We start from the raw sequence: 26,993 nt of genomic DNA, 5'->3' as shown, positions 1-26,993 counted from the left end.
AATACCCATGGCTATCAAGACCTTTGACCAAATGGCCGCTGCCGGCGAGTTCCCGCTGATCGGCTTCAACGCGGCGGGGTTGGGCAACAACCCCTATGTCGACCCCATCACCACGGCGCGGCTGGATACTCACTACCGCACCATCGCTCCCCGTGGCCACCAGCCGGACTACATCAAGTCCTACGCTGGCAGCCTGGGCGGCAAGCCATTCGCGGTGCGCCTGCCATTCGCGGGCGAGCGCATGGTGATCCTCGACGGCGCGGGCGGCTTCACCCTGCGCCAGGGCTATGTCGAGGAGATTCGTCGGGCCATCCGCCACGTGCACAGCTGGGGCGGTTTCTCACTGCTCGACATGCACAACTATGGCCGCTGGTACGTGCGCGCCAACGGCCCGGTGAGCGGCCGAATCGTGCAGGCCTGGGGCGGCGGCTTCGCCCTGTGGACAGCCATCGGTGCACCCGACTGCCCGGTCGACTATGCGCTGCTGGCGCGCATCTGGACCGCGATTGCCAACGAGTTTCGCGATGAGCCCGGGCTGTTCGGCTACGGCCTGATGAACGAGCCCCACAACATGGGCAGCGTGCCCGACGGCGGTGTCAATGTCGAAGCGCTGTGGAGCAGCAATGTGCAGAGCCTGATCAGCGCGGTGCGCGCGGTCGACCCACGGCACTTCATCACTGTGGCGGGCAATGCGTTCAGCTCCGCCCTGGATTGGCCGCGTCGTTCCGACATGCTCAAGAATCTCCAGGACCCTGGAGGCCGGCTGCTCTACGAGGCGCACCAGTATCCCGACAAGGCCGGCCAGGGCGGTGGCAAGTGGAACCAGCTCAGCGAGTCGATCACCTACCGTGATCGGGTGGCCGACTGGTACCCGTTCATCAACTGGCTCAAGGCCAATGGCAAGCGCGGCATCGCGGGTGAATACGGCGGGCCGGACCACGTGCCCGGCATGCGCACCTACTTTACCGAGCTGCACAAGTATTTCGACGATAACCACATCCTGCGCTTCCAGTGGCTTGCCGGCCCGGGTGATGCGAACGACGCGCCCAACGGCATGGACCGCGACGACGGCACGCTCAAGCCCAACACGCGCTCGCTGATGGCGCGCATCGGTAACACCACCACGGCCTACGGGCCTCGTTGATCCGCCACATGGCCCGCTTCGGCGGGCCATTGCGTTACGGGAGAATAACCATGGCACGTCTTACAGCCGCCCAGGCGGGTGGCTCCAACGTACTCGCCTTTCTCGACATGCTCGCCTGGAGCGAAGGCACCTCGACCGTGGTCGGCAGCGACGACGGTTACAACGTACTGGTGGGCGGCACGCTGTTCACCGACTACAGCACGCACCCGCGCCGCCTGGTTGCCTTGCCGCGCTACGGCATCCGCTCTTCCGCCGCCGGCCGCTACCAGTTCCTGGCCCGCACCTGGGACGCGGTCGTCAGGCTTTATGGCTTTCATGGCCGATTCACGCCCCAGGCCCAGGACCTTGCGGCGCTGAAGCTGCTGGAGGAATGCGCCGCGCTCGCCGCCATCCGGGCAGGCCGTATCGAGCGGGCCATCGCCGCTGCCGCACCGATCTGGGCGAGCCTGCCCGGTGCCGGTCATGGCCAGCGTGAACATCCGCTCGGCGTGTTGCTTGGCATCTACAGCGCCGCGCGCGCCGCGGACCCCAACAGCCCGGATGATCTGCTGGCCATGTACACCGCCTGCGGCGGCCAGGCACTGGCATGAGCGGATTATCGATGTTGCCGCTCACTATCCGCCTGCTCACGGTAGGCGGGCTGGCATTGGCTGTGTTACTCGGCGCCGCCGGCGTTGGCTGGCTCGCTCAGGGCTGGAGGCTGGGCGAGGCGCTGGCCGATCAGGGTCGTGAGCTGGAACAGCAGATCTCGGTGCGCGACAAGCGCCACGCCGACTCCCTCGCCCAGGTGCAAAACGCCGCCATCGGCGAGGCGCGGCGCGCTCAGGAAAAGCGCCTGACGCTCGAGCACCAGTTGCAGGCTTCATCCCAACACCAACACAGGAAACTGACCGATGCCGAAAATACTGCTGCCCTTCTGCGTGACCGCCTCGCTACTGCTGAGCTGCGGCTGTCAGTCCTTCTCGCCAACCCAGGCGCCGCCGGGGCAAGCCACTGTGGCGCAGTGCCTGCCACCGCCAGCGCCGGATGCCTGGTGGATGGCGCCGCTCGAGCCGACATTGACAGAGGCGCTGCTCAACGAATTGTCAGCATCGTCGAGCGAGGCGACCGGGCCATCATCGCCCTAGGCATGTGCCAATCGTACGTTCAGACGGTCAGCCATGATGCCGGTTAGGGATGGGCGTCCGGTGTGGTGGGCTCGGGCGCCGCCGCCGGCATCTGCGGATGCTCGCTCGTCAGGGTCGGCAGGGCGGCGGTGAAACGGGTGCCGTCGGCTTCACTGGAGGTGACTTCGATGGTGCCGTTGTGTCCCTTGACGATTTCCGAGGCGATGTACAGCCCCAGGCCCAACCCCTCGCGCTGGCCCAGGTCCGAGCGTGTATAGGGCTGGAACAGGTGGGGCATCAGCGCCGGTTCTATCGGCACGCCCTGGTTCCAGACCGAGATGAGCAGATGCCCCTCGTCGCTGATCACCGAGACTTTGATGGGCGCGCCAGGCCGGCCGTGGGTGACCGCGTTGGCCAGTAGATTGGACAGCAGCTGGCAGATGCGCACCGGGTCGCACAGGTTGACCCGAGGGATCCGCACCGCCTGCTCGATACAGGCGAGGGGGTGAGCCAAGGCGATCTCGCTGATAACGCGCTGCAGATCAGCCTGCAGAGTGTCCACCAGGCGCGGCTCGACCGGTATACCGCTGCCCAGGCGGCCGCGGGCGAAATCAAGAATGTTCTCGATCAGCGACCCCATGCTTTTCGCGCTCTGCTGAATCGCCACGGCAAGCCGGCGCTCCGGGCGCTCCACCAGCTTGGATTCGAGAAGATCGGCGCCCATGCGGATGGCGCTCAGCGGAGTGCGCAGGTCGTGGCCGAGCACCGCGATAAGCTGCTCGCGCAGGTGACCGGTTTCCTGCTCGTCGGCCAGGGCGCTGCGGCTCTGGTCGACGGCCGCCTGCATGTCGAGGTTGGCGGCGATCAACTGGGCATACAGGGTGAGCGTGTCGGTGACCACGGTCACGTCCAGGTCGGCGGGCGAGGGGTCGATGGCGCAGAGCGTGCCGAAAAACTCGCCACTGGCGCGCACGATCGGGATCGATACATAGCTTTCAAGGCTATATAGCCTGGGCGTGTGATGGGTCGAGAACAGTGGGTGCTCGCTGGCGTGCCCGAAAATCACCGGGGTGCGGTGTTGGCGAATCTCATTGCAGATGGTGGTTTCCAGTGCCAGCTCGTCGCCCGGGGCCAGGCCGAACTCGATCGAATCGTCGACCGCGCAGGTCACCCATTGCTTGTCGGTGACCCGGGCAACCGCGGCGAAGCGCATGCCGGTGAGGTGCTTGACCATGCGCAGAATCATCGGAATCGCTTCGATCTTCGCAACTGCGCGAAGATCGGGGCCAAAATTTATCGTCGACATCCTGGCCGTTCCGAATGGGAAAGCACTCAGGGTACAGCAGGCGCCTTTTCATCTCACCGAACTTTACAGTGGCGTGTGGGCAATTCCGGCCAGCGCCCGGTAGCGAACCCGCGGGGTGATATTGCACGCCGTAGCGCTGTGGGCTACTGTGCGGGCAGATAAACGCGAGACTGCCCCGTGAATGCCAGCAGCACCCTTCTGATGCGAGTCATCAAAGCCCACGCCCGTTGGCGTTGGCGCGCCTGATCTTTGTTCTCCGGCCATGCCGGGCGATTCTCTCTGCCTTGTTCCTGACCGTCACGTCCCCGACATCCCAGCATGTTGGCGCGAGTGGCGGCACTGCCAGCAAGGCGATTGGCTGAAGAGCAGTACATCAAAGGGTTAACGACAACATGCTGCTGATGATCGACAACTACGACTCATTTACCTACAACGTGGTGCAGTACCTGGGCGAACTGGGTGCCGACGTTCACGTTATCCGCAACGACGAACTGACCATCGCCGAGATTGAGGCCCTCAAGCCCGAACGCATCGTGGTGTCGCCGGGCCCGTGCACGCCCACCGAGGCGGGCGTGTCCATCGAGGCGATCAAGCATTTCGCCGGGAAGCTGCCGATCCTTGGCGTCTGCCTGGGCCACCAGAGCATCGGCCAGGCCTACGGCGGCGATGTGGTGCGTGCCCGCCAGGTGATGCATGGCAAGACCAGCCCGGTGTTCCATGCGGATAAAGGCGTGTTCGCGGGCCTCAATCACCCGCTGACGGTGACCCGCTACCACTCCCTGGTGGTCAAGCACGACAGCCTGCCGGACTGCCTGGAAATCACCGCCTGGACGGCCACCGAAGACGGTGCCGTCGACGAGATCATGGGCCTGCGCCACAAGACCCTGAACGTCGAGGGCGTGCAGTTCCACCCCGAGTCGATCCTTACCGAGCAGGGTCATGAACTGTTCGCCAACTTCCTCAAGCAGACCGGAGGCGTGCGCGCATGAACATCAAGGAAGCCCTCAACCGCGTCGTCGCCCAGCTCGACCTGTCCACCGAGGAAATGCGCGCGGTGATGCGCGAGATCATGACCGGTCAGTGCACCGATGCGCAGATCGGCGCGTTTCTCATGGGCATGCGCATGAAGAGCGAGACCATCGACGAAATCGTCGGTGCCGCCAGCGTGATGCGTGAACTGGCGGCGCCGGTCGAGATCGCCGCCGAGCGGCTGGTCGACACCTGCGGCACCGGCGGCGATGGCATGAACATCTTCAACGTCTCGACCGCGGCCGCCTTCGTGGTCGCCGCGGCGGGTGGCAAGGTGGCCAAGCACGGTAACCGCGCGGTATCGGGCAAAAGCGGCAGCGCCGACCTGCTCGAGGCGGCTGGCGTTTACCTGGGGCTCACACCGGTGCAGGTGGCGCGCTGCGTGGAGACCGTCGGTGTCGGCTTCATGTTCGCGCCGTCGCATCACGGTGCGATGAAGCACGCCATTGGCCCGCGTCGCGAGCTGGGCCTGCGCACGCTCTTCAACATGCTCGGGCCGATGACCAATCCGGCAGGTGCCAGGCATCAGGTGGTGGGGGTATTCAGCCAGGCGCTGTGCCGGCCGATGGCCGAAGTGCTGCAGCGTCTCGGTAGCGAGCACGTGCTCGTGGTGCATGCACAGGATGGCCTCGACGAGATCAGCCTGGCTGCACCGACCTTCGTCGCCGAACTGAAGAACGGCGTGGTCAGCGAGTACCGCATTCAGCCCGAGGAGTTCGGCATCAAGAGCCAGAGCCTGATCGGCCTGACCGTCGAAGGCGCCGAGCAATCCCTGGAGCTGATCCGCGATGCCCTGGGACGGAGCAAGAGCGAAGCCGGCCAGAAGGCGGCCGACATCATCGTGCTCAATGCCGGCGCTGCGCTCTACGCCGCCGACCATGCCGACAACCTGCAGGACGGCATGAGCCTCGCCCATGATGCCTTGCACACCGGGCTGGCCCGGGAAAAGATGGAAGAGCTGGTGTCCTTTACCGCGGTATTCAAACAGGAGAATGAAGGGTGAGCATTCCCACCGTTCTGGAAAACATCCTCGCTCGCAAGGCTGAAGAAGTCGCCGCCCGGCGTGCCGTCGTCAGTCTCGCCGAAGTCGAGCGTGAAGCCCGCGCTGCCGATGCGCCACGCGGGTTTGCCGCAGCGCTGATCGAAAAGGCCAGCAACAAGGAGCCGGCGGTGATCGCCGAAATCAAGAAGGCCTCGCCGAGCAAGGGTGTGTTGCGCGAGAACTTCGTGCCGTCGCAAATCGCCCAAAGCTATGAAGACGGTGGCGCCACCTGCCTGTCGATCCTCACCGACATCGACTTCTTCCAGGGCGCCGACCGCTACCTGCAGGAAGGCCGCGCTGCCTGTTCGCTGCCGGTTATCCGCAAGGATTTCATGATCGATCCCTACCAGATCGTCGAGGCGCGGGCCTTGGGCGCCGATTGCGTGCTGCTGATCGTCTCGGCGTTGTCCGATGCGCAGATGGGCGAGCTGGCAGCCACTGCCAAGGCGTTCGGCCTCGACGTGCTGGTCGAGGTGCATGACGGTGACGAGCTCGAGCGTGCGCTGAACGTGCTGGACACGCCCTTGGTCGGCGTGAACAACCGCAACCTGCACACCTTCGAGGTCAACCTGGAGACCACCCTGGACCTGCTGCCGCTGATTCCGCGTGATCGCTTGGTGGTCACCGAGAGTGGCATCCTCAACCGGGCCGACGTGGAGCTGATGCAGATCAGCGACGTCCATGCATTTCTGGTCGGTGAGGCGTTCATGCGCGCGGAAAACCCGGGTGCCGAGTTGGAGCGCCTGTTCTTTCCGGAGCGCAAGCGGTTCATCGTCAGCCCGGACGTGGACTGAGTGAACAAAAAAACGGCGCCCTCGGGCGCCGTTGTCGTTCGAGTGCGCTCAGAGCGACAGGCGCATCGACAGGTCGACTGCCTTGACGTCCTTGGTCAGGGTGCCGATGGAAATATAGTCCACACCCGTTTCGGCGATACTGCGCAACGTGCTTTCGTTCACCCCTCCCGATGCCTCGAGTCTGGCGCGGCCGGCATTGATCGCCACGGCGCGGCGCATATCCTCTAGCGACAATTCATCGAGCATCACGATGTCGGCGCCGGCAGCCAGGGCCTGCTCCAGTTCGTCCAGGCTTTCCACTTCCACTTCCACCGGCTTGCCCGGGGCGATCTGCTTTGCGGTGCTCACCGCGGCGGCAATGCCACCACAGGCGGCGATGTGGTTCTCCTTGATAAGGAAGGCATCGAACAAACCGATCCGGTGGTTGTGACAGCCGCCCTGGGTCACAGCGTACTTCTGGGCCAGGCGCAGCCCGGGGAGGGTTTTGCGGGTATCCAGCAATTTCACCTCGGTGCCCTGCACCAGGTCCGCATAGTGCTGGCAGCGGGTGGCCACGGCCGACAGGGTCTGCAGAAAATTCAGCGCGCTACGCTCGCCGCTCAGCAGTGCGCGTGCAGGCCCCTCGAGGTGAAACAGCGCCTGGTCAGGGGTTGCCCGCTGGCCGTCCTGTACCTGCCAGTGCACGGCCACACGGGGGTCAAGCTGCCGGAACACCTCGTCCACCCAGGCGGTACCGCAGACCACTGCGTCTTCCCGGGTTATCACGGTAGCGTGGGCCAGGCGGGATTCGGGAATCAATTGGGCGGTGATGTCGCCGCTGCCGATGTCCTCGCGCAAGCTGCGGCGGACGTTGGCCTCGATCTCGGCGCTGAGCTCGGTAAGCAGTAGATTCGGCATGGGGCCTCCCGGTAATAAGGAAGCGATTATAGGGGGGAGTGGGTACCAATGTTACGTTCATCGGCTAAAAATGAACCCTGGTGGTAACCTTCGGTCACATGCCGGAGCCTGTTGCGGCCGGTTACCGGGCACCTGTGAAGTGCGTCATATCTGCAAGAATTTAGCTTGGTAACTGGTGCGGCATTCCTATAATGTTTTAATACGGAAGTATTGACGCCATATGGTTGGCGTCGAGATGAGGCTCACAACCTTGTTTCAGCTTGCTCCGCCAGCGCCGTGCGCAGGAGATCGTGATGAAAACCGATGCCAACGTAGTGCATCTGAACAAAATGGTTTCTGAAACGGCTCATCCCGCTGCCGGCAGGCTACCTGCGTCCCTGATTCAGGTCAGGGACCGGGCTGCCAATCAGCTCAAGCAGGCGCTGCAGGCATTGTTCGACAATGCCGACGATACCCTGTTCGACATGGCTGATCGCGCCACCAGCAACGCCGAGCAAAATGCTTTCTTCGAAGCCATGCGCGACCTGCGCCTCAAGCGCAAGGGCATCGAGCGTGGCTTTCTGCAAAAGGTCTTCGAGTCCTTTGCCAGCCTTAACCAGTATGTAGTGGGCAAGGCGCCGACGCTCGACGCCGTGTCCTTCGACAGTCTATCCCTGGTGCAGAATGACGAGCTCGAAGAGACCGTCGCGCTGGATTCGATGATTGCCAAGGTGCTCAGCCGCGATCACGTTGCGCTGACCCACCTGACCACGCGGCTCAATGCGGTGGTCAACAAGAAACTCGACGACAAATCCAATCCGCTTGGCCCGGTCTCGCTCAGCGAGCTGTTCCTCGACTCGTGCAGTGGCCTGGGTGTCGAGATCAAGGTCAAGCTGATCATCCTCAAGCTGTTCGAGAAGTACGTGCTCAGCGGCCTCGAGCAGTTGTATGGCGATGCCAATGCCATGCTGGTCGAAGCCGGTGTGCTACCGGAGCTGAAGTCCGCGCCACCGCGTCGCACGGCGAGCTCCAATCGCCCCGCACGTCACGAGCAGGCCGAAGGGGTCGATCTGACGTCCGCCTATGGCGATGACGAAGTTCGGGAAGTCTTTGGTGCTCTGCAGGAACTGCTGTCGCAGACCCGCGACGGTGGATCGCTGCGGCGCCAGGCGCCGGCCGACGCGATGCCGATTTCCACCAATGACCTGATGCGGCTGCTTTCGCACCTGCAACAGCGTGCGCCCATTCAGGCGGCGATGGATGTCGACCTGCGCGCTCAGTTGGAACACCTGCTGACCCGCGCCAGCGCCAAGAGTGGCAGGGTTCGGGTAGTGGGTGAGGTCGATGAAGACGTCATCAACCTGGTGTCGATGCTGTTCGAGTTCATCCTCGATGACCGCAGCCTGCCGGACTCCCTGAAAGCGCTGATTGCCCGCCTGCAGATTCCCATGCTCAAGGTCGCCGTCCTCGACAAGACCTTTTTCAGCCGTGGCAGCCACCCCGCGCGTCGCCTGCTCAACGAGATCGCCACGGCGGCTTTGGGCTGGGGCGAACATGACCATACCCAGCGCGACAGCCTTTATCAGAAAATCGAGCAGGTGGTTCAGCGCCTGCTCAATGACTTTACCGATGACCCGGCAATCTTCTCCGAATTGCTGGGCGATTTCCTGGCCTTCACCGGTGATGAGCGTCGCCGCAGTGAGTTGCTCGAGCAGCGCACCCGCGACGCGGAAGAGGGCAGTGCGCGTGCCGAGCTTGCTCGGCGCGAGGTCGAGCATGCGCTGAACGCGCGGCTGCTCGGCAAGACCCTGCCAGAAGTGGTGGTGCGTCTGCTGCGCGAGGCGTGGAGCAAGGTGATGATGCTCACCTGCCTCAAGCATGGTGTCGAGTCCGAGCAGTGGCAGGCTTCGCTGGCGACCATGGACGACCTGATCTGGAGCGTCGAGCCCCATGAAAGCCCCGAGGCGCGGCTGCGTTTGCTCGAACTGGTGCCCGGCTTGCTGAAGTCGTTGCGCGATGGCATGGCCAGCGCGGCGTTCGACCCGTTCTCGACCAGCGAATTCTTCGGCCAGCTCGAAGCGCTGCACGTCCAGGCATTCCAGCGCTTCAAGCGCACCTTGCCAGAGGCCGAGCGTTCTGCGCCCACCGAATCCGAGGACGTGCAGCGTGCCGCGCTGACGGCGGTCGGCATCGAGTTGCCGCTGCTGGAGCTGCCGCCTGAAGAGGAGGAGAGCGTTTCGGCGATGGTCGAGGTGGTCGAGGAAATTGTCCTGTTGGCACCTGGGCAGTCGCGTGTCGAGGAAGACGAGCCCGTGCTCGCCGATGATGACGAAGCGCTGCAGCAAGTGGACTCGCTGCGTGTCGGTAGCTGGGTGGAGTTTCAGGAAGACGAGGAACACAAGTTGCGCTGCAAGCTGGCAGCCATCATCAAGCCGACCGGCAAGTTCATTTTCGTCAACCGTACCGGTATGAAGGTGCTGGAAAAGACTCGTATGGGGCTGGCGGTCGAGTTTCGTCGCGATGCCATCCGCCTGCTGGATGACGCACTGCTGTTCGACCGTGCGCTGGAATCGGTGATCGGCAACCTGCGCCGTCTCAAGGGCGCCTGAGCCACACCCGCACGCGCGGCCGCTGGCCAAATCCTCTCACCTGGGGCTTTGACGGCCGCGGGTCGTTACATCGCCCTTCACCACCATAACTTGCGCTGAAATGCGATCAGCCCCTAGAGTGTGCGCTCGTTCGGGGGGCACGCATGCACAAGCAACTCGAAGACGGCTGGTTTCAAGGTATTCAGCACTGTCCTTCGCCCAATTTCAATGAGCGCCCGCAGGGCGAAATTTCCCTGTTGGTGATTCACAACATCAGCCTGCCGCCCGGTCAGTTCGGCACCGGGCACGTGCAGGCCTTCTTCCGCAATTGCCTGCAGGCTGACGCGCACCCGTATTTCGCCGGCATCGCCAGCATGACGGTGTCCGCGCACTTCCTGATCGAGCGTGACGGTACCGTCATCCAGTTCGTGTCGTGCCTGGACCGTGCCTGGCATGCCGGCGTGTCCTGCTTTGAGGGGCGCGACAATTGCAACGACTTTTCCCTGGGGATCGAACTGGAAGGCACCGATCACCTGCCGTTCACGGACGCGCAGTACGCTGCGTTGACACAGCTGACCCTTGAGCTGCAGCGCGTCTATCCGGCGATCAGCGCCGAGCGCATCTGCGGACACAGCGATATCGCGCCTGGGCGCAAGACCGACCCTGGCCCCGCATTCGACTGGGCGCGGCTGCGCTCGGCATTGATGATTGATTAAGGAGGCATCATGAGTTTCCTGGTGTTGCTGTTGGTGGTGTGGATCGAAAAATTCTCATCCTGGCGCCAGCGTATCCAGCACGACGAGCCCTGGCTGCGTGCCCTGGCGCGCCTGGAACGTAGCGGTACGGCAAGCGATTCGCCATGGCTGGCCATCGTCCTGCTGGTCGGCATCCCGCTGCTGGTGCTGGCGCTGGCCCTGAAACTACTCGCGCCGCTGGCCTATGGCTGGCTGTTGTTGCCTGTGCACCTGCTGGTGGTGATCTACAGCCTGGGGCGCGGCGATTTGCTGGCGGCCCTCGGCCCCTTCCGTGACAGCTGGCGGCGTGGTGACAGCGAAGCGGCCTATCTGGTGGCGCAGCGTGACCTGGGCGTGGACGGCGAGGGCGAGGCGGCGCTGCTGCCAAACGTGCAGACCTTCATGGTCTGGCAGGCTTACCAGAGCTTCTTCGCGGTCATTTTCTGGTATGTCCTGCTCGGCCCACTGGCTGCGCTGGCCTACCGACTGCTGGCGCTGCTGGTCGAGCATGCGCAGTCCGATGCGTTGCGTGAGCGCGCCGGGCAGTTGCGGCATGCCTTCGACTGGTTGCCGGTGCGTGTGCTGGCAGCCAGCTTTGCGCTGGTCGGCAATTTCATCGCGGTGAGCCGTGCGCTGCTTCACGAGGCTCTGAGCTGGGATATCTCGGCTGCCCAACTGGCGTCGGGAGCCGCCCGTGCCGCCGCCGAGACGCCGGAGCCGGCGCTCGGTGAGGGGGGTGTAGCGACCCTGGACAGCCTCTGGCAACTGCTGGTGCGCGCGGCGATCCTCTGGTACGCCGCGATTGCCCTGTGGACGCTGTTCTTCTGAGGCCTGCCTAGCGGTCTGTCCAGCCGAAAAGCTGCGCCGCATTCCGGCTGCTGGCTTCGGCCAGTTGTTCGGTGGCAATGCCCAGCAGCTGCGCGAGGTTGCTGCAGATGTCCGGCAGGTGGACAGGGCTGTTGCGCACGTTCGGATGCATGGCCGGCGCCATGTCCGGCGAGTCGGTTTCCAGCACCAGCGCATCGAGCGGCAGGCGCGGGATGACCTGGCGCAGGCGTTTGGCCTGGGGCCAGGTCGGTGCGCCGCCGAGGCCGAGCTTGAAGCCCAGTTTCAGGTACTCCCTGGCCTCTTCATAACTACCGGCGAAAGCATGAATGATCCCGGCGCGTTGCAGCTTGTAGCGCTTCAGGGCGGCGATCACCGGTGCATGCGCACGGCGCACGTGCAGCAATACCGGTAATTCAAAGCGCTCGGCGAGGGCCAGCTGCGCGTCGAACAGCGCTTGCTGGCGCTCGCGATCCAGCTCCGCCAGGTAGTAATCCAGGCCGAATTCGCCCACCGCGCAGAGCTTGGCGTGGCCGTGCAGCCGTTCCAGCCACTCCTGCAACGTTTGCAGGTCCCGTGGGCCATGTTCGTTCAGATACACCGGGTGCAGGCCAAACGCTGCATACAGCTCATCATGCTGCACGACCTGATCCCACAGGCGCTGCCAGTTGGAGAGGCCCACGCCGAGCACGACCATGCGTTGCACGCCGAGTTGGCGCGCCTGGTCGAGCACTGCGCCGCGGTCGGCATCGAACTCGGGAAAGTCGAGGTGCGTATGGGTGTCGATCAACTGCATGGTGGCCTGCCGGTGCGACGATTACTTGGATAAAAGGACGGTGTTGTACACCTCGGGTGCAACATTCGGTGAGTCATTATCGGACTTGGCCAGTCGAACCTCCAGGGAAGGCGGTTGTGGGGATCGCCAAGGTAAAAGGGCGGTTTCATGATGCGTCTTCGCAAGATAGTCGGCTGGTGTATTGCCAGCCTGTTGCTGGTGATCGCAGCGCTGATGCTTTTTCTGGTGCTGTTCGACTGGAACTTGCTCAAGCCAACCATCAATGCGCGCGTATCCGAAGCGCTCAACCGGCCGTTTGCCATCGAGGGTGACCTGGCCGTGACCTGGCGGCGCGAGCCCGATGAGCCCGGCTTGCGCGCCTGGATTCCCTGGCCGCGGGTGTCGGCCGAGCAGCTCAGCCTGGGCAATCCCGAGTGGGCCAAGGGCGAACATTTCGTCGCCCTGCAGCGGGTGGAGGCCAGCCTGTCGCCGTTGCCGCTGCTGTGGAAGACCGTTTCCATCCCCCGTATCCAGCTGACCGGTGCCGATGCGTCGCTGGAGCGGCTTGCCGATGGGCGTAACAACTGGACTTTGGATTTAGGTGAGCAGGAGCAGCCCGAGGAACAGTCCGCAGCCCCCTGGATCATGGACATCGGCACCATTGGTTTCGACAAGGCCCAGGTGCGTTTCGACGACCAGACCCTGCCGGCCAGCCTGGGCCTTTCAGTCGAGCCACTTGGTGCGCCGATCGCCTTCGACGAGCTCGTCGGCAAAGCGGCCGGCGACTCCGCACAAGGGGCCGCCGCGCCACAGGATTACGCGTTCGCCTGGCGGGCCAAGGGGCGCTACAAGGGCCAGGCGCTGAACGGCAGTGGGCGGATTGGCGGCTTGCTTGCCCTGCAGGACGCCCGTCAGCCGTTTCCCGTGCAGGCTGACGTGCGGGCCGGTACTACCCGCGTCCAGGTTGCCGGCACCCTGACCGACCCGAAAAACCTGGGCGCACTGGATTTGCGGCTGCGCTTGTCGGGGGCCAGCCTTGGCAATCTGCACGCGCTGACCGGCGTTACGCTGCCGGACAGCCCGGCATATTCCACCGATGGCCGCCTGATCGCGACGCTGCAGGACCCGCAAGGCCCATCATTCCGCTATGAGAAGTTCAACGGACGGATCGGCGACAGTGATATTCACGGCAGCCTGATGTTCGTGGCACGCGAGCCGCGGCCGAAACTCTCCGGTGAGCTGGTATCCAACCAGTTGCGCTTTGCCGACCTGGCGCCACTGATCGGTGCCGATTCGAATGCCGAGAAAAAGCAGCGTGGCGCCACCAGCATGCAGCCAGACAACAAGGTGTTGCCCGTCGAAGCGTTCCGGACCGAGCGCTGGCGCGACATGGATGCCGACGTACGTTTCACCGGCAAGCGCATCGTGCACAGCGAAGCGTTGCCCTTCACGGACCTGTTCACCCACGTGATACTCGACGAGGGTGTGCTCAGCCTCGAGCCGCTGCGCTTCGGCGTCGCCGGTGGGCGGCTCGACTCGACCCTGCGCCTGAATGGCCGCGGCACCCCGCTCAAGGCCCAGGCGCAGCTGCGTGCGCGCAATTTTCGCCTGCGCCAGCTGTTTCCCGGCGTGGAGGTGATGCAAAGCAGCCTGGGCGCCCTCAATGGTGACGCGACGATCAACGGTACCGGTAACTCGGTGGCGACTCTGCTGGGCAGTGCCGACGGCCAGGTCAAGCTGCTGATCAACGACGGCCGAGTCAGTCGCAACCTGATGGAGATCGCCGGGCTCAATGTCGGCAATTACCTGGTTGGCCGCCTGTTCGGTGACAACGAGGTGGAGATCAATTGTGCGGCCGCCAACCTGAACATCAAGCAGGGTGTCCTGCGCCCCGAGTTGATGGTCATCGACACGGAAAATGCCCTGATCGGCGTGGACGGTACGGTGAATTTCGGCAACGAGCAGCTCGACCTGACCATCAATCCCGAGTCCAAGGGCCTGCGGGTGTTCTCCCTGCGGTCACCGCTGTATGTGCGTGGCACCTTCAAGGATCCCCGCCCGGGCGTGAAGGCAGGCCCGCTGATGCTGCGCGGGGCCGGCATGCTGGCACTCGGCGCGCTGGTGGCGCCTGCTGCGGGGCTGGTTGCGCTGGTCGCCCCCAGTGGCGATGAGCCCAACGAATGCGCGCCGCTGCTGGAGCAGATGCGCCAGGAGCGCTAGGCGTCGAAGCGCACCTTGAGGTGCCGCTCGATGGCATCCAGGCCGGGTTGGTAAGTGCCGTCGAGGGCATCGAGCAGCCGCTCGAACACCCGCTGCGCGATCTGCTCATGCTGTTGGGAGATGGCATTGACGCGCATCGGCAGAAAATCCAACAGTTGCGCGTCGCCGAACGTGCCGAGGCGCAGGCGGCCGATGTCCACCTCGGGCCGCTCGTACAGGGCGTCTAGCACGCCTTCGAGCAGCACGTAGGCGGTGGTCACCAGAACATCGGGCAGTTCACCCTGGACCATTAGCGCGACCATCTGCCGGTAGCCCGACTGGCGGCTGAACTGCTCGGCATGGCTGACGCTGATGACGTTGTCGCCCCCTGCCAGTGCATCACGAAAGCCCTGTTCACGGGCCTGGCTGATCGGCAATTCGGGTCGTGCGCCAATCAGTGCAGCGCGGCGTTGCCCCGGTTGCAACAGGCTGCGAGTCAGCTGCTCGCCAGCCCGGCGATCATCGCTGATCACCGAGTAGAGGTGCCCGGGGGCGAGCGCGCGGTCCACCGCGATTACCGGCGTGCCGGCAGTGAGCAACTGACGGTACTCGGGGGCGTCTTCGGGCAGGCAGCTGGCAACGATCAACGCATCGCAACGGCGCGAGCGAAACAGCTCGATCAGTTGCCGCTCGCTGTCCGGCTGGTCATCGGAGCTGGCGATCAGCAACTGATAGCCCGCGGCACGTGCGCGCTGCTCCAGCAGTTTGGCCAGGCGCGCATAGCTCGGATTTTCCAGGTCCGGAAGGATGAAGCCGAGGCAGCGGCTTTCTCCACGCCGCAGGCCGGCTGCCTGGGGATTGGGACGATAGCCGTGCTGCTCGACCACTGCCAGCACCCGCTGGACCGTGGCCGCACTAATCCGGCGCCTGGCGGCCTGGCCGTTGATCACATAGCTGGCGGTGGTCAGCGAGACGCCAGCCAGGCGGGCGATGTCGGTCAATTTCACGGTGCGTCTCCTCTGGCAGACTTCAAGGATTACCCATTATCAGGTAACGTGCCAGTACTAGATGAAACGATTCAGCAAACCAGCCGACTAAGCTAACAAGAATTGTCCGCCAAGCCCGACCTGCGACGGCTTGCACGAGGAGAACATCATGCTTGAACTTCACCCTTCGCAAATCCGCATGGGCCGGCAGGCTACGGACAAGCAGCAGGCGTTGGCCGAACTGGCGCAGTGCCTGGTCGCCGACGGCCTGGTGGCAGCGGGTTACCTGGATGGCATGCAGGCCCGCGAGCAGCAGGGCTCCACTTACCTCGGTCAGGGCATCGCCATTCCTCATGGCACCCCGGAAACCCGCGACCAGGTGTTCCAGACCGGTATGCGCCTGATCCAGTACCCTGATGGCGTGGACTGGGGTGACGGGCAGCGCGTGTACCTGGCCATTGCGATTGCCGCACGCTCCGATGAACACCTGCATCTACTGCAACTGCTGACCCGCGCGTTGGGTGAAGGCGACCTGAGCCAGGCGTTGCGTGAAGCCAGGGAGGCGGAGGCCATTCTTGCGTTGCTGCAGGGCGCGCCTCAGGAGCTGGCGCTCGACAGCCAACTGGTGGGGTTGGGCGTCAGCGCCGAGGACCTCGACGAGCTGGCCTGGCAGGGCGCACGTCTGTTGAAGAAGGCCGGCTGTACGGCATCCGGCTTCTCCGGCAGCCTGGTGCAGGGCCAGCCCCTGCCGCTAGGCAGCGGTTTATGGTGGCTGAGCAGCGAACAGTGTGTTGAACGACCGGGTTTGGCCTTCGTCACCCCCGCGCAACCGTTGCAACACGACGGCCAGGCGGTTGCGGGGCTGTTTTGTCTCGCTTGTCTGGGCGAGGGGCATCGTCAGGTGCTCGAGCGTCTGTGCGACCTGCTGATCGCTGGTCAGGGCGATGCGCTGGCGCAGGCTACCACCAGCCGTGGCGTACTCGAAGCGTTGGGCGCCGAGCTGCCGCCAGACTGGCCAGTGCTGCGTATCACCCTGGCCAACGCCCATGGTCTGCATGCCCGACCGGCCAAGGCCCTGAGCGAGCTAGCCCAACGCTATGCCGGTGACATTCGCGTTCGCCTGGTCGAGGGCGCTGCAGCTGGGGTGTCGGCCAAGAGCCTTAGCAAGCTGCTGGCGCTCGGCGCACGACGTGGCCAGGTGCTGGAGTTCAGCGCCGACCCGGCGGTCGCCGATGAAGCCCTGCCGGCCATCGAGGCAGCCGTTCGTGCTGGCCTGGGCGAGGAGGTCGAGCCCTTACCGGCAGAGCCTGCCGCGCTGGCCGTCGATGCCCGGGTCTCGGAACCGGCCGAGGCACCCCTGGCGCCCGTGGCACCCGAGGCCGGTGCGCGCCTGCAGGCGGTGCCCGCATCGCCGGGTATCGCCAGCGGCCCGGCGTTCGTACGGCGTGTGCCGCGCCTCGCTTATCCCGCCGAGGGTGAGGGGGTGGCGGCAGAACGTGCGCGCCTGGATGCTGCGCTGCAGCATATCGACGGAGAGATTCAGCGGCTGGTCGAGCGCAGCCAGGAAGCCAGCGTGCGCGATATCTTCGTCACCCATCAGGCGATGCTGCGTGATCCGGCCCTGCGTGAAGATGTCGATGCGCGGCTGGTGGCCGGTGCCAGCGCCCAGGCTGCCTGGATCGGCGAGATAGAGGCGGCCGCCACTCAGCAGGAGTCTCTGCATGATGCGTTGCTGGCCGAGCGCGCCGCGGATCTGCGCGATGTCGGCCGGCGCGTGCTGGCGCAACTCTGCGGCGTCGCGGCGCCTCAGGAGCCCAGCGAACCCTACATCCTGGTGATGGGCGAGGTGGGCCCTTCCGACGTTGCCAGCCTTGATCGTCAGCGCGTCGCCGGCATCGTCACCGCCCGCGGTGGCGCGACCGCGCACAGCGCAATCATCGCCCGCGCCCTGGGCATCCCCTGCGTGGTCGGTGCCGGCGAAGGGGTGCTGGCCCTGGCGCAGGGCACTGCGCTGCTGCTCGATGGTGAGCGCGGGCAGCTGTGGGTTGCGCCGGATGAGGCCACCCGCGCCCACGCCGAGCGTGAGCGGCAGGCCAGCGAGCAGCGCCGTGAGCGCGCTCATGGCGAGCGCATGCAGCCGGCACGCACCCGTGACGGCCATGCCGTCGAGGTCGCCGTCAACATTGGCGCCAGTGGTGAAGCTGTCGGGGCGGTGGAACTGGGCGCCGAAGCGGTTGGCCTGCTGCGTACCGAACTGGTGTTCATGGACCACGCCCAGGCGCCGGACGTCGCGACCCAGGAGGCCGAGTATCGGCGGGTGCTCGATGCCCTGCAGGGCCGGCCTCTGGTCGTGCGCACCCTGGATGTCGGGGGTGACAAACCCTTGCCCTACTGGCCGATGCCGGAGGAAGAAAACCCGTTCCTGGGGGTGCGTGGCATACGGCTGACCCTGCAGCGCCCGGATATCATGCAAACCCAGCTGCGCGCCCTGTTGCAGGCGGCTGACGGGCGCCCGCTGCGCATCATGTTCCCGATGGTCGGGCAACTCGAAGAATGGCGTGCGGCACGTGCGATGGTCGAGCAGCTGCGTCAGGAAATTCCCCTGGAGGACCTGCAGCTGGGCATCATGATCGAGGTGCCGTCCGCCGCCCTGATGGCGCCGGTACTGGCCCGAGAGGTGGATTTTTTCAGTATCGGCACCAACGACCTGACCCAGTACACCCTGGCCATCGACCGTGGCCATCCCACTCTGTCGGCCCAGGCGGACGGTCTGCACCCGGCGGTGCTGCGCCTGATCGGCATGACCGTCGAGGCGGCCCATGCCGAGGGAAAATGGGTTGGCGTGTGTGGTGAACTGGCGGCCGACATGCTCGCTATTCCACTGTTGGTCGGCCTGGGCGTGGATGAGCTGAGCGTCGCGGCGCGCAGCATCCCGCTGGTCAAGGCGCGGATTCGCGAGCTGGATCTGCATCACAGCCAGGTACAGGCGCAGCAGGCGCTGACCCTGGGCAGCGCCGCAGCCGTGCGCGCACTGGTCGAGGAGACGCACTGATGGCTCGCATTCTGACCCTGACCCTCAACCCCGCGCTGGACCTCACCGTAAGCCTCGACACCCTGCAGCCCGGAGCTGTCAATCGCAGCCTGGGCATGGCCAGTCATGCCGCAGGCAAAGGCCTGAACGTCTCCCAGGTACTGGCCGATCTCGGTCACAAGGTTACCGTCAGCGGCTTTCTTGGGCAGGCCAACGCTGCGCCGTTCGAGCAGCTGTTCCAGCGTCGCGGCTTCATTGACGCGTTCGTGCGGGTGCCCGGCGAAACCCGCAGCAATATCAAGCTCGCCGAGCGTGACGGCTGCGTCACCGATCTCAACGGCCCCGGGCCGGAGGTCGATGCAGCGCACCAGGCGCAGTTACTGGATGAGCTCGAGCAGATCGCTTCGGGGCATGACGCGGTCGTCGTCGCCGGCAGCCTGCCGCGCGGCGTGACGGTCGAGTGGTTCGGTGCGCTGTTACGTCGCCTGGTGGCTCTCGGCTTGCCGCTGGCGCTGGACACCAGTGGTGCGGCGTTGCGTGTCGGGCTGACCGCTGCTCCTTGGCTGATCAAACCCAACGAGGAAGAACTGGCTGAGGCCTGTGGCCTGGAATCGCCTTCAACGGAGCGTCTCGATGACGCCGTCCGCGCGTTGCGTGAGGGTGGTATCGAGCATGTGTTGCTGTCGCGCGGCGCACAGGGCGCTGATTGGTTCGGCCCTCATGGCGTGCTGCACGCGCAGCCGCCGCAGGTCGAGGTGGTGAGCACCGTTGGCGCCGGCGATTCGCTGCTCGCGGCCACTTTGCACGGTCTTCTCAGCGACTGGCCCGCCGAGCGCACGCTGCGTTTGGCGACGGCAGTGGCCGCCCAGGCGGTCACGCAAATCGGTTTCGGTATTCATGATCGGCAACAGCTCGCCCGCCTGGAAGCGGCGGTGGCTGTGACGCTGAAACAATAACAAGAGGTCGTTGCAATGAATGTGCTGATCATTACCGCCTGCCCCAACGGCCAGGTCACCAGCGTTCTCTGTTCGCGTCTATTGCAGGCCGCGGCCGAGCGGCTGGGTTGGTCCACCCAGGTTGAAGTGCATGATCCCAAGGCGATCGGCTCGCCCTTGAGCGACGCTGATATCGCGGCGGCCGAACTGGTGCTGGTGGTCAAAACCGGCGAGCTGGATCTGCAGCGCTTCGTCGGCAAGCGCGTGGTGCAGTCCACGCCGTCCGAAGCGTTGGCTGATCCCAGGCAGTTCTTGCTGGTCGCTGCCGAACAGGGTCAGGTGCTCGAGAAGGCCGATCCGGTGTCTGCTGCTTCCTCCGGTGGCAAGCCGAAGCTGGTGGCGATCACCGCCTGCCCGACCGGCGTCGCGCATACCTTCATGGCTGCCGAGGCGTTGCAGCAGGCTGCCGAGCAGTTGGATTATGACCTGAAGGTGGAAACCCGTGGCTCGGTGGGCGCGCGCAACCTGCTCGACGAGGCCAGTATCGCGGCCGCCGACGTGGTGCTGCTGGCCACGGATATCGAAGTGGAAACCGAGCGTTTCGCCGGCAAGAAAGTCTATCGCTGCGGCACCGGTGTAGCGTTGAAACAGCCGAAGCAAACCCTGCAGAAGGCGCTGGCCGAGGGCGTGCCGCTCCAGGGTGCCGGGCAGCCGCAAAGCGCTGATGCCGGCAAGGCGGCCAACAAGAGTGGCCCCTACAAGCATTTGCTGACCGGCGTCTCGTTCATGCTGCCGATGGTGGTAGCGGGCGGGCTGCTGATCGCCCTGTCGTTCGTGTTCGGAATCGAGGCGTTCAAGCAGGAAGGTACCCTGCCTGCGGCATTGATGAAAATCGGTGGCGAGGCTGCCTTCGCACTGATGATTCCGGTGCTGGCCGGCTACATCGCCTACTCGATTGCGGACCGCCCCGGGCTGGCCCCCGGGATGATCGGCGGCATGCTGGCCAGTGCGCTGGGCACCGGTTTCCTGGGGGGCATCATTGCCGGTTTCCTGGCCGGGTATCTGGCGCTGGGCCTGAGCCGCTGGCTGCGCCTGCCGCAAAGCATCGAAGCGCTCAAGCCGATCCTGCTGATTCCACTGCTCGCCAGCCTGGTTACCGGCCTGGCGATGATCTATGTGGTTGGCACGCCGGTCGCGGCGATCATGGCGGCGCTGGAGGTATTCCTGCAGAACATGGGCACCACCAATGCCATCCTGCTCGGGCTTTTGCTTGGCGGCATGATGTGCGTGGACCTGGGCGGGCCGATCAACAAGGCCGCCTATGCGTTCTCGGTCGGCCTGCTGGCTTCGCAGAGCTATGCGCCGATGGCGGCGACCATGGCAGCCGGTATGGTGCCACCGATCGGTATGGCCATCGCCACCGTGCTGGCGCGGCGCAAGTTCAGCCAGGCCGAGCGCGAAGCCGGCAAGGCGGCAGGGGTGCTGGGGTTGTGCTTCATTTCCGAAGGGGCGATTCCCTTTGCCGCGAAGGACCCGTTGCGGGTTATCCCGGCAAGCATCGCCGGTGGCGCGCTGACCGGTGCGCTGTCGATGTACTTCGGCTGCAAGCTGATGGCGCCACACGGTGGGCTGTTCGTACTGCTGATCCCCAATGCGATCAATCACGCCTTGCTGTATCTGCTGGCGATTGTCGCGGGTAGCCTGGTGACCGGGGTCGTCTATTCGCTGATCAAGCGGCCTGAGGTCGATGCGCTAGTGGTGGCTGCCAAGGCCTGAGCAAACGGCCCGGTATCTGCGGATACCGGGCTGGCGGTTCAGCGCGTGCCGAACACCACCATGGTCTTGCCCTTGACGTGAACCAGGCCCTGTTCTTCCAGGGCCTTGAGTACCCGCCCGACCATTTCACGGGAGCAGCCGACGATACGGCCGATCTCTTGGCGGGTGATCTTGATCTGCATGCCGTCCGGGTGAGTCATCGCGTCTGGCTGCTTGCACAGGTCCAGCAGGGTGCGGGCCACGCGTCCGGTCACGTCGAGGAAGGCCAGGTCGCCCACTTTTCGGGTGGTGTTGCGCAGGCGCTCGGCCATCTGCGTACCGAGGGCGAACAGGATGTCGGGGTCCTGCTGAGTCAGCTCGCGGAACTTGGTGTAGCTCAGTTCGCCTACTTCACATTCGGTTTTCGCACGCACCCAGGCGCTGCGCTCTTTCTCTACGCCGTCTTTGCCAAACAGCCCCATCTCGCCGAAGAAATCCCCGGGATTAAGGTAGGCAATGATCATTTCACGACCATCATCATCTTCGATCAGGATGGTCACCGAGCCCTTGACGATGAAATACAGCGTTTCGCTGCGATCACCCGCATAGATGATGGTGCTCTTGGCCGTGTAGCGGCGGCGGTGGCAGTGCGCGAGCAACTTGTCGAGATTTTTGACTTTTGGAGTGAGGGTGATAGCGACCATGCCTGAGTCCCGAATTAAAGAAGATAAACCTGTGGCGGCGTGATGGTAAGCGCTGCCCAGACCCAAGTGCTTGACTGTCGGCAAGGCAGATGACGGTTGCCGGGTCACGTCTGGTACATCATGTAAGCCCGTGACCGTGACATCCTTCACAACGAAAATCACATTGCCTGCACTGACGTCGAGTCGAAAGCGCGTGGGTGAATATCTCGTTCTGATCGACAGAAAACATGTCGTCGTACTTCTGGCGTCAATTGTGCCACTAATTCAGCATCACATGAGCAGTGAGCGCTACCGGTCGTCTGTTTTGTGAGGCATTCGACGTTCCCGCGGGAACTTTGTCAGTCTTCTTGTTGAGCGGTGGCAAAGCTGCCTTGTGATAAGCTTTTGCCCCTTTTCAGCTTAGAGGAGCAGCAACAATGAAGGCGCGTGTTCAATGGGCAGGCGAGGCGCTGTTTCTAGGCGAGTCGGGCAGCGGCCATGCTGTGGTGATGGACGGTCCACCGGAAAACGGTGGCCGTAATCTCGGTGTCCGGCCCATGGAAATGTTGCTTATTGGCCTTGGCGGTTGCAGCAATTTCGATGTGGTCAGCATCCTTAAGAAATCACGCCAGCCCGTCGAAAGCTGCGAAGCCTTCCTCGATGCTGAACGGGCGAGTGAGGACCCCAAGGTGTTCACCAAGATTCACCTGCATTTCGTGGTCAAGGGCCGCGGGCTCAAAGAGGCCCAGGTGAAGCGTGCGGTGGAGTTGTCGGCGGAGAAATACTGCTCGGCGTCGATTATGCTGGGTCGGGCTGGCGTGGTGATTACTCACGATTACGAAATCGTCGAGTTGGGCGCTTGACCTGAAGGGCAGCCGGCAGGCCGCCCTCTGTTTTGCCTCAGATCCGGTAGGTGGTTTTGGTCATGACCTTGGAGAGCAGGCTCATGCCCAGCTTGACCGGCGCCGGGAAGCGAGCGCCTCCGGCGTTCAGGGCGCTGTCGGCGTGCTCCTGCTCATCACGGCGCATCTGTTCGAGGATGGCGCGTGATTTACCATCTTCCTGAGGGATCTGCTCCAGGTGCTCGTCCAGATGCTTGACCACCTGATCCTCGGTCGCGGCCACGAACCCCAGGCTGACGCGGTCACTGACCAGGCCGGCTACTGCGCCAACGCCAAATGACAGGCCATAGAACAGCGGGTTGAGCACGCTGGGGTGGCTGCCCAGTTGGCGAATGCGCTGTTCGCACCAGGCCAGGTGATCCACTTCCTCGTCCGCGGCATGCTCCATGGCGGCGCGCACGCGCGGCAACTTGGCCGTCAGGGCCTGACCTTGGTACAGCGCCTGCGCGCAGACTTCCCCGGTGTGGTTGACGCGCATCAGGCCGGCAATGTGGCGGGTCTGCTGGGCGTCGAGCTGCGCCTCGGGTTCGACCACGGCAGGGGAGGGGCGGCTGGGCTGGCCGCTGAAGGGCAGCAGCGTACGCAGCGCCATGTCGGCTTGCAGCAGCAGGCGGTCGACGGGGGAATAATGGCGGTCGTTGGCCATGGTGCTTCTCCGGCGAGAACATGAGTGGCCAGTTTACCGCAAAAGATCTCCCCAGGTCGGCGGCACGCAGCAACGATGGCGACTCGGTCTACAAACCGTCATGCAGCACTTGCCCGCGGCTCTGCTTGGCGGGACCATGGCCGTTGTCTCTGGGCATAAGGAGTTGCTGTGAAGAACGACATTCACGATCTGGGGCTGGTGCTGGACTCCAAGGTCAAGCTGGTGCTGATCGAGTCATGGGATGAGCGCCGGGTGCTGGAAACCCTGACCAGCCTGGCGGTGCGCCGTGGGCTTGGCCTGTTCACGTGGTCCATCACCTCGGGCCTGCAGCGCGGTGGCCTGGTTGGCGACGCTTTTGCCGACGCAGGCAGCAACGAGCCCGAGGCGGCGCTGCGCCTGATCAAGGCTGATCCACAAGCGAGCCTCTACGTGCTGTGCGACCTGCATCCGTTTCTGGTCGATAACCCCAAGCTGGTGCGCCTGCTCAAGGAAATAGCCATGGCCGACGGCAGCCAGGCACCCACTGTGGTGCTGGTGTCCCATGCCTGCAAGCTGCCTGCGGAAGTGCAGCGCTACGCTGCTCGTTTCAGCCTGGCGTTGCCAGGTGAAGACGAACTGCTGGGCATCGTGCGTGACGAGGCAGCGCGCTGGAGCGAGCACAATCGCAATCGGCGCGTGCGCACCGATAACCGCACCCTGCAGCAGGTAGTGAAGAACCTGCGCGGCATGAGCCATGCGGAAGCGCGCATGTTGGCGCGCAACCTTATCTGTGACGACGGCGCCATCACCCAGGAAGACCTGCCCGAACTCAACAAGGCCAAGTTCGAACTGCTCGATCTCGATGGCGTGCTCAGCTACGAATACGATACGGCGCGTTTCGCCGATGTGGGCGGCTTGAGCAACCTGAAACGCTGGCTCGGTGAGCGGCAGCGAATCTTCTTCGACGGCGCCAGTGTGGATATGCCCAAGGGCGTTCTGCTGGTCGGCGTGCAGGGTTCCGGCAAGAGCCTGGCGGCCAAGGCCGTGGCCGGGCTATGGGGACTTCCGCTGCTACGCCTGGATTTTGCCTGCCTGTACAACAAGTTCTTTGGCGAAACCGAGCGTAACCTGCGCGAGGCATTGAAGCTGGCCGAGCAGATGTCACCCTGCGTGCTGTGGGTCGACGAAATCGAGAAGGGTCTCGCCAGCGGCGATCAGGATGGTGGTGTCAGCCAGCGGGTGCTCGGTACCCTGCTGACCTGGATGTCGGAGCGAAAGTCATCGGTGTTCATGGTCGCGACTGCCAACGTCATTGGTCGCCTGCCGCCGGAGCTCGTCCGCAAGGGGCGCTTCGACGAAATTTTCTTCGTCGATCTGCCAGACGTGCACGTTCGCGCCGAGATCTTTCGAATCCACCTGCAGCGCCGTGAGCTGGAGGCCACGGCATTCGACCTCGCGCAGTTGGCGCAGGCCAGCGAAGGTTTTTCCGGGGCGGAGATCGAACAGGTGGTGGTCAGTGCGCTTTACGCGGCGCAGGCGCAGCAGCAGTCAGTGGACCATGACTTGCTGTTGCGCGGCATCCACGCCACCTCGCCGCTTTCGGTGATCATGGCCGAACCCCTGGCAGAGCTGCGCGGCTGGGCGCGCGGGCGAACGGTGAGTGCGAACTGACGGTGCGCGTCAGGCTCGTCCGAAGCGCCGGTTGAGGCGCGCGACGATACGGCGAATCAGGGCACGCGGCAACAGTCGCGGCACCAGGCTCAGTAGCCGGTTGCGCCAACCCGGAATGATGATTGCGCGGTTCTTGTCCAGGCCGCGTACCGCAATCAGCGCGACTTCCTCGGCGCTCAGCATCAGTTTGCCACGCTCCAGTGCGCTGGCGTCGAGCTGGGCATTGCGAAAGAACGCGCTGCGGGTCGGCCCCGGGCACAGCACCGACACCTTGACGCCGTGCGGGCGCAGCTCTTCGCGCAGCGCTTCGGAGAAATGCAGCACATAGGCCTTGCTCGCGTAGTAACTGCTCATCCACGGGCCTGGCTGGAAGGCGGCAATCGACGCCACATTGAGAATCTGCCCGTTGCCCCGGCCGGCCATCACGGTACCAATGGCGTGGCACAGGCGCGCCAGGGCCAGCACGTTGACCTCCAGCAGTTGCTGCTCGCGCCGCCAGTCCTGGGCAACGAAGGAGCCTGCGCTGCCGATCCCGGCGTTGTTGACCAGCAGCTCGACGACCTGACCGTTCTGTTCCAGCTCATGCAGCAACCCGGAAAGCTGCAGCGGCTCGCTGAGGTCACAGACGCGAAACAGCACCTCGACGGAAAACCGCTGCGTCAGCTCGTAGGCGATGCTTTCCAGCGCATCACGCTGGCGGGCGATCAGGATCAGATTACGCCCACGGCGCGCCAATGCCTCGGCCAGCGCGAGGCCGATACCACTGGAGGCGCCTGTAACCAGGGCATAGCGGGACATGGGATTTCTCCTGACGCGGTGCATGACGGGCGTATAGCCTATCCGCAACGGGGCTGTCAGCGCTGCAATGGCAGCACTGACAGCGCAAATAAACTCGCGTCCGGAGTCAGGACGTACCGGCCATCTGGCTGAAGAACATGCCGAAGATGGTGAGAATGGCGAATCCGCTGAGGAACAGGGTCAGCAGAGCGCCGATCAGCAACAGCAGGAAAAGGCCCGCGAGCACGTTCACCGCCACGCTGTTGGGCGGCGGCTCGGCGCCGAAACGGTTGCTGCCGACGGTGCCCGGAACCACTAGCATGATGATCCAGAACACGCTGTTGACGATTGGCACCAGGCTGAGCAGCCACAACCAGCCGGTCCAGCCCATGTCATGCAGGCGCTGCACGCCGATCTGTACGCTGACTACCAGCATGCCGATGCTGGCGCCAATGATCAGGATGCCGCCCAGGGTTTCTGACAGCAGCGACACGAGGGACAGCGCCGCGACCAGCAGGGTGAAGGCGAACATCAGTACCAGTGACCAGGCCAGGTAACGCATGCGCCCGATACGACCGTTGAAGGACATGACCTTCAGCTCGGCGACCTCGCCGGCGTGTACGTCGATGTTGGCCCGCGGCGGCGCATAGGGCGTGCGCTGCGCCTCGGCAGGGGCCACAGCGGGCTGTACCGGCGACTGCTGGGCGAGCGTAGCCTGCCGGGCCAGGTACTTTTCAATGATCACGCCGCAGGCCGAGCATTCCGCTGCGGTTTCCTGCTGATGGCCGCACTTGGGGCATTCCATCGATTGCTGTACCTGGGGGGTAGGCACTGCGTTGGCGGCCTTTTCCTCATCGGTCTCCAGGAGGCTGAGGGCTGCCGAGAGGTCCGGCTCCTTGCGCGCACGGGCCCCGGCGCGTTGCAGGACATTCAGGTACTGGTTGGCTTCGTTTTCCGGCATGTCACGTTTCAGGGCGATGGGCCCCCGGCCAAAGAGGCCGTCGATGCGCGCGCGGTCACTCTTGAACAAAGCGGCGAGATTGGCCTTGACGGTGTCCATCGAGGTGTCGGGCATCAAACTGCCATCGAAGACGATCTTGTAGCGGAGCTGGCTCATGCGCGTCCTTGTCTGCACGGGAGGTAATGGGCAGACCGTAGCGCCCCGCCCACGCTTGGGCAAGGGGGCAGAGGCGACTTTTGCGTATGGCTG

At 64.3% G+C, this 26,993-nt stretch carries 23 protein-coding genes; 15 read left to right on the top strand and 8 right to left on the bottom strand.

Annotation, left to right across the window (positions count from 1 at the left end):
• Positions 1-7 precede the first annotated feature (7 nt).
• The 3 genes from ACZ0AV_RS10870 to ACZ0AV_RS10860 are packed head-to-tail and all read left to right on the top strand — an operon-like array spanning position 8 to position 2,318.
• Positions 8-1,144 (top strand): glycoside hydrolase family 5 protein, encoded by a 1,137-nt coding sequence (locus ACZ0AV_RS10870; RefSeq protein ID WP_499151023.1) that lies wholly within the window; start codon positions 8-10, stop codon positions 1,142-1,144.
• Between the two features lie 50 nt (positions 1,145-1,194).
• A complete protein-coding gene (locus ACZ0AV_RS10865; RefSeq protein ID WP_499151022.1) occupies positions 1,195-1,734 on the top strand; it encodes a glycoside hydrolase family 24 protein in 540 nt (179 codons plus the stop codon).
• An 11-nt stretch (positions 1,735-1,745) separates the two neighbouring features.
• Positions 1,746-2,318 carry a lysis protein gene (locus tag ACZ0AV_RS10860; RefSeq protein WP_499151021.1) on the top strand — a complete coding sequence of 191 codons (573 nt, stop codon included), beginning with the start codon at positions 1,746-1,748 and terminating at the stop codon, positions 2,316-2,318.
• Here the strand turns inward: ACZ0AV_RS10860 and ACZ0AV_RS10855 are convergent.
• Positions 2,315-3,556, bottom strand: coding sequence for a GAF domain-containing sensor histidine kinase (locus ACZ0AV_RS10855; protein WP_499151020.1), 1,242 nt, complete (start codon positions 3,554-3,556; stop codon positions 2,315-2,317). The genes ACZ0AV_RS10860 and ACZ0AV_RS10855 overlap by 4 nt on opposite strands.
• 392 nt (positions 3,557-3,948) lie before the next feature.
• Between ACZ0AV_RS10855 and ACZ0AV_RS10850 the strand changes: the two genes are divergently transcribed.
• From ACZ0AV_RS10850 to trpC, 3 genes are read left to right on the top strand one after another with little or no spacing between them, the layout of a single operon-like run.
• On the top strand, positions 3,949-4,545 hold the full coding sequence (locus ACZ0AV_RS10850; RefSeq protein WP_499151019.1) for an aminodeoxychorismate/anthranilate synthase component II: 597 nt from the start codon (positions 3,949-3,951) through the stop codon (positions 4,543-4,545).
• Entirely contained in the window at positions 4,542-5,588 is a 1,047-nt protein-coding gene (gene trpD, locus ACZ0AV_RS10845) for an anthranilate phosphoribosyltransferase (RefSeq protein WP_499151018.1), read from the top strand. The genes ACZ0AV_RS10850 and trpD overlap by 4 nt, the downstream gene beginning before the upstream one ends.
• Positions 5,585-6,421 carry an indole-3-glycerol phosphate synthase TrpC gene (gene trpC, locus ACZ0AV_RS10840; RefSeq protein ID WP_499151017.1) on the top strand — a complete coding sequence of 279 codons (837 nt, stop codon included), beginning with the start codon at positions 5,585-5,587 and terminating at the stop codon, positions 6,419-6,421. The genes trpD and trpC overlap by 4 nt, the downstream gene beginning before the upstream one ends.
• A 48-nt stretch (positions 6,422-6,469) precedes the next feature.
• Here the strand turns inward: trpC and nadC are convergent, their stop codons facing one another.
• Positions 6,470-7,318 carry a carboxylating nicotinate-nucleotide diphosphorylase gene (gene nadC, locus ACZ0AV_RS10835; protein ID WP_499151016.1) on the bottom strand — a complete coding sequence of 283 codons (849 nt, stop codon included), beginning with the start codon at positions 7,316-7,318 and terminating at the stop codon, positions 6,470-6,472.
• Between the two features lie 293 nt (positions 7,319-7,611).
• Between nadC and ACZ0AV_RS10830 the strand changes: the two genes are divergently transcribed.
• The 3 genes from ACZ0AV_RS10830 (at position 7,612) to ampE (ending at position 11,447) form a co-directional block, all read left to right on the top strand.
• Positions 7,612-9,906: a DUF1631 domain-containing protein gene (locus ACZ0AV_RS10830; protein ID WP_499151015.1), complete on the top strand. Its 2,295-nt coding sequence runs from the start codon at positions 7,612-7,614 to the stop codon at positions 9,904-9,906.
• 143 nt (positions 9,907-10,049) lie between these two features.
• Positions 10,050-10,601 (top strand): 1,6-anhydro-N-acetylmuramyl-L-alanine amidase AmpD, encoded by a 552-nt coding sequence (gene ampD / locus ACZ0AV_RS10825; RefSeq protein ID WP_499151014.1) that lies wholly within the window; start codon positions 10,050-10,052, stop codon positions 10,599-10,601.
• Between the two features lie 9 nt (positions 10,602-10,610).
• Positions 10,611-11,447: a regulatory signaling modulator protein AmpE gene (gene ampE, locus ACZ0AV_RS10820; protein WP_499151013.1), complete on the top strand. Its 837-nt coding sequence runs from the start codon at positions 10,611-10,613 to the stop codon at positions 11,445-11,447.
• Positions 11,448-11,454: 7 nt separating this feature from the next.
• On the opposite strand, the gene ACZ0AV_RS10815 is transcribed toward ampE, so the two are convergent.
• Positions 11,455-12,240 carry a TatD family hydrolase gene (locus ACZ0AV_RS10815; protein WP_499151012.1) on the bottom strand — a complete coding sequence of 262 codons (786 nt, stop codon included), beginning with the start codon at positions 12,238-12,240 and terminating at the stop codon, positions 11,455-11,457.
• Between the two features lie 147 nt (positions 12,241-12,387).
• On the opposite strand from ACZ0AV_RS10815, the gene ACZ0AV_RS10810 reads away from it, so the two are divergent.
• Positions 12,388-14,439: an AsmA family protein gene (locus ACZ0AV_RS10810; protein ID WP_499151011.1), complete on the top strand. Its 2,052-nt coding sequence runs from the start codon at positions 12,388-12,390 to the stop codon at positions 14,437-14,439.
• Here ACZ0AV_RS10810 and cra read toward each other — a convergent pair.
• On the bottom strand, positions 14,436-15,425 hold the full coding sequence (cra, locus tag ACZ0AV_RS10805) for a catabolite repressor/activator (RefSeq protein ID WP_499151010.1): 990 nt from the start codon (positions 15,423-15,425) through the stop codon (positions 14,436-14,438). The genes ACZ0AV_RS10810 and cra overlap by 4 nt on opposite strands.
• Before the next feature lie 148 nt (positions 15,426-15,573).
• Between cra and ptsP the strand changes: the two genes are divergently transcribed.
• The 3 genes from ptsP to ACZ0AV_RS10790 are packed head-to-tail and all read left to right on the top strand — an operon-like array spanning position 15,574 to position 21,146.
• Positions 15,574-18,456, top strand: coding sequence for a phosphoenolpyruvate--protein phosphotransferase (ptsP, locus tag ACZ0AV_RS10800; RefSeq protein WP_499151009.1), 2,883 nt, complete (start codon positions 15,574-15,576; stop codon positions 18,454-18,456).
• Positions 18,456-19,391 (top strand): 1-phosphofructokinase, encoded by a 936-nt coding sequence (pfkB, locus tag ACZ0AV_RS10795; RefSeq protein ID WP_499151008.1) that lies wholly within the window; start codon positions 18,456-18,458, stop codon positions 19,389-19,391. Before ptsP ends, pfkB begins: the two co-directional genes overlap by 1 nt.
• A 15-nt stretch (positions 19,392-19,406) precedes the next feature.
• Positions 19,407-21,146, top strand: a complete 1,740-nt coding sequence (locus ACZ0AV_RS10790; protein WP_499151007.1) for a fructose-specific PTS transporter subunit EIIC — start codon at positions 19,407-19,409, stop codon at positions 21,144-21,146.
• A 38-nt stretch (positions 21,147-21,184) separates the two neighbouring features.
• Here ACZ0AV_RS10790 and crp read toward each other — a convergent pair whose 3' ends face one another.
• Positions 21,185-21,829, bottom strand: a complete 645-nt coding sequence (gene crp / locus ACZ0AV_RS10785) for a cAMP-activated global transcriptional regulator CRP (protein WP_499151006.1) — start codon at positions 21,827-21,829, stop codon at positions 21,185-21,187.
• A 416-nt stretch (positions 21,830-22,245) separates the two neighbouring features.
• Between crp and ACZ0AV_RS10780 the strand changes: the two genes are divergently transcribed.
• Positions 22,246-22,671: an OsmC family protein gene (locus ACZ0AV_RS10780; protein ID WP_499151005.1), complete on the top strand. Its 426-nt coding sequence runs from the start codon at positions 22,246-22,248 to the stop codon at positions 22,669-22,671.
• 37 nt (positions 22,672-22,708) lie between these two features.
• Here ACZ0AV_RS10780 and coq7 read toward each other — a convergent pair whose 3' ends face one another.
• The gene (gene coq7 / locus ACZ0AV_RS10775) at positions 22,709-23,356 is read right to left on the bottom strand and encodes a 2-polyprenyl-3-methyl-6-methoxy-1,4-benzoquinone monooxygenase (protein WP_499151004.1); all 648 of its coding nucleotides are present in this window, start codon (positions 23,354-23,356) and stop codon (positions 22,709-22,711) included.
• 168 nt (positions 23,357-23,524) lie between these two features.
• Between coq7 and ACZ0AV_RS10770 the strand changes: the two genes are divergently transcribed.
• A complete protein-coding gene (locus ACZ0AV_RS10770; protein WP_499151003.1) occupies positions 23,525-25,006 on the top strand; it encodes an AAA family ATPase in 1,482 nt (493 codons plus the stop codon).
• 9 nt (positions 25,007-25,015) lie between these two features.
• On the opposite strand, the gene ACZ0AV_RS10765 is transcribed toward ACZ0AV_RS10770, so the two are convergent.
• Together ACZ0AV_RS10765 and ACZ0AV_RS10760 are read right to left on the bottom strand one after the other, a co-directional pair.
• Complete coding sequence (locus ACZ0AV_RS10765) at positions 25,016-25,804, bottom strand: SDR family NAD(P)-dependent oxidoreductase (RefSeq protein WP_499151002.1); 789 nt, start codon at positions 25,802-25,804, stop codon at positions 25,016-25,018.
• A 106-nt stretch (positions 25,805-25,910) separates the two neighbouring features.
• A complete protein-coding gene (locus ACZ0AV_RS10760) occupies positions 25,911-26,900 on the bottom strand; it encodes a DUF805 domain-containing protein (RefSeq protein ID WP_499151001.1) in 990 nt (329 codons plus the stop codon).
• Positions 26,901-26,993: the final 93 nt, after the last annotated feature.

The organism is Pseudomonas sp. AC532 (genome assembly GCF_979258965.1).
The sequence above is the reverse complement of the archived record's forward strand: the minus strand, read 5'-3'. Positions and strand labels throughout refer to the sequence as shown.